The organism is Bacillus sp. GMa5/1 (assembly GCF_050172015.1).
GTDB classification, from domain to species: domain Bacteria; phylum Bacillota; class Bacilli; order Bacillales; family Bacillaceae_G; genus Bacillus_A; species Bacillus_A cereus.
The window spans coordinates 1-2,323 of the sequence record NZ_JBNLYC010000344.1 but is presented as its reverse complement, the minus strand read 5'-3'; the positions used below and the strand labels follow the sequence as shown (position 1 = coordinate 2,323).

The window sequence follows — 2,323 nt, the reverse complement described above, 5'->3', positions numbered from 1 at the left end:
CATCCTCTTGCTTACGAGCTTGTTCTTCGGCTAGACGCTTCTCATCTTCTTGCTTTTGAGTTTTTTCGTCTGCCTCTTTCTTTTCTAGCTCTTTTTTCTGTTCGCTATCTTTTGGCTCTTCATTATTAGAGGCAACTTTTGTACTAGTTGCTGTCGTTTTTTCAGAAGAAGGAGCTGAAATACCTAATAACGCAACAAAAATGACAAATAATACAGCTGTAATAATAAATTGTTTTTTCGCTACACCTGTTTTCTTAATAACAGATAAGATTGCTAGAACAAGGAAGAATATAAATAGAATGAAACTTAAAGTAGAAAAAAACTCGACGACGGGGTGTTCCGATTTTGTTGTACCGGCCGTTATTAATATAATAGAAATCATAAAAAGAATAACGGTAGGACGTCCATATTGTTTTGCTTTTCCATTTTTCTTAAAGAATGAAATGATACATAAGATTAAAAGAATAAAAGCAATAAAAAATAAAGCTGCACCAATATTACTTAAAATCGACATTTTCATACCTCCATTTGTAAGATTCTTCTTATTGATTATATAGGAGTTTATTGGATATTACACGGTTTGTATAAATTTAGAAAATTAATATTTTTAATAGACTTATAAACATTTATTTTATATATAAGGAAAAATGGATATATTTCCTATTACTTTTTGAAAGAGATTTCATAAATTATAGTATATCGATTGAAAGGAGGAGATTTGAATGGAATTTCAATTGTTGGTAACTTGTATATTACAAGAAGGTAATGCTTACTTTTTAGTAACGAAGGTAGATGATGTTATTACGTTAAAAGTACCGATTACTGCGGGAGTAGCAGGTTTATTTTTAGCTTTAGGTGTACCAAGATGTTCTTAATTTAAATCTCTATAGTAGAAGGGGAAGGGACATGCCTTCCTTTTCTACTATTACATAATATAATTATGTAAACTTAAATATCATATTTGTGATAGCACGTTTGAAATGGACATGCATATACTATAATGTTTCATTGGATGTTAGCGGTGAAAGGTAGTTTTAATAAGTGCATCCAGTGATATTTTTAAGCTATGAAAATAAAAGAGGTGCTATTATATATGAAAAGAAAAACATTGGATATTCCAGTTACATTGCGAAGAGAGTGGTTTTTAATAGAGTTAGCTCATTTAACGAAAAAATATGGAATTGAAATTGCAACTAGTAAAATGGATGCTGCACCGTTTTTAAAAGATCAAGTTACGGAGTCAAAGATAGGGAAAGGGCTACAATACGATAAATATGATGATGAGTATATAATTGAAAATTAAAGGGTAACAACAAAATTAAATTAATTTATAACAAAATATAAAATAAAGCAGATTCTAAATATAGAATCTGCTTTATTATGAAATACTTGTAGTCAACTAGCCTCTTTCTAGTGTTTTTCCTACATATTTCTCTTGCGTTATTCCAAAAGAGTCACGAAGAATGCGAGCATAATCTTTAGATTCTATTGGTCGTTTATTTTTGGTGCCTTTAAAGGTTTCTGTATAATTTTTATTTGTTAATGATATGTGACCATAAGTAGTTAATTTACAAGTGATAGCTCCTTTATTAAAAGGAGATTCTTTATGCTCTACAATCACTTTTTGAATCTTATTCACTTTTTTCTCATCTATTGGATCTACAGTGAAAGCATAGCCTATTTTCCATTCGTTTGAAGGTTCAGACTGTAAGAAACTTGTAGATTCCCCGTTAGCTCCTTTTCTCATTTCTAAAATATGCGTACCTTTTCGAGTATTTCGCTTACGAATTCGATATTCTCCTGTTTGAGAGGAGATGACTTCTCCGTTAAAAGGGACTGGATGTAAAGGGAGATGAGATGCAAAACCTGCATCCACAACATAATCTTTATCCTCATGACTTAATATGATAATGACATGACCATCATCGGGTTTCCATTTATTATCGTAAAGGTCATAAACAGTACCGGCTACTTTGTATACTTGAAACCCACAATCAATTAAAAAATAATACAATAGGGAGTTTAATTCATAACAAAGTCCACCTCGTTTTTGAATAAGTAACTTTTCTATTAAGTTATCTTTTGAGATATTTTTAATAGTACCAGCCATAATATCAAGATTTTCATAGGGGAGAATCATTCCCATTTTCAAGAGAATTTCATCTAAATCATCAAATGTTATTTCTTTTGCAGGAATTTCTAAGCGTTTAAAAAACTCCTTTTGTAATTTGGTCATCATAAAGTATTCTCCTTTCTTTTTACAGAATTTTCTTCTGTTCACCGATAGGTTAGTACTTCTAAAAAGTTAATTCAAGTGTGCAGA

General features: G+C 30.5%; 4 protein-coding genes. 2 read left to right on the top strand and 2 right to left on the bottom strand.

From position 1 onward, the window contains the following. Positions 1–514, bottom strand: a 514-nt coding sequence (locus ACQGSG_RS28415) for a YfhO family protein (RefSeq protein ID WP_000025805.1), incomplete at its 3' end; no start/stop codon positions are given. A gap of 208 nt (positions 515–722) precedes the next feature. Between ACQGSG_RS28415 and exsG the strand changes: the two genes are divergently transcribed. Next, positions 723–875 carry an exosporium protein ExsG gene (gene exsG, locus ACQGSG_RS28410; protein WP_000395679.1) on the top strand — a complete coding sequence of 51 codons (153 nt, stop codon included), beginning with the start codon at positions 723–725 and terminating at the stop codon, positions 873–875. 218 nt (positions 876–1,093) lie between these two features. Then, complete coding sequence (locus tag ACQGSG_RS28405) at positions 1,094–1,303, top strand: hypothetical protein (RefSeq protein ID WP_000824205.1); 210 nt, start codon at positions 1,094–1,096, stop codon at positions 1,301–1,303. A 96-nt stretch (positions 1,304–1,399) separates the two neighbouring features. Here ACQGSG_RS28405 and ACQGSG_RS28400 read toward each other — a convergent pair whose 3' ends face one another. Then, entirely contained in the window at positions 1,400–2,239 is an 840-nt protein-coding gene (locus ACQGSG_RS28400) for an arylamine N-acetyltransferase family protein (RefSeq protein WP_000988427.1), read from the bottom strand. Positions 2,240–2,323: the final 84 nt, after the last annotated feature.

Excerpts from the sequence above, each read along its gene's own strand:
- exsG (WP_000395679.1), top strand. The coding sequence starts at position 723 with ATGGAATTTCAATTGTTGGTAACTTGTATATTACAAGAAGGTAATGCT.
- ACQGSG_RS28405 (WP_000824205.1), top strand. The coding sequence starts at position 1,094 with ATGAAAAGAAAAACATTGGATATTCCAGTTACATTGCGAAGAGAGTGG.
- ACQGSG_RS28400 (WP_000988427.1), bottom strand. The coding sequence starts at position 2,239 with ATGATGACCAAATTACAAAAGGAGTTTTTTAAACGCTTAGAAATTCCT.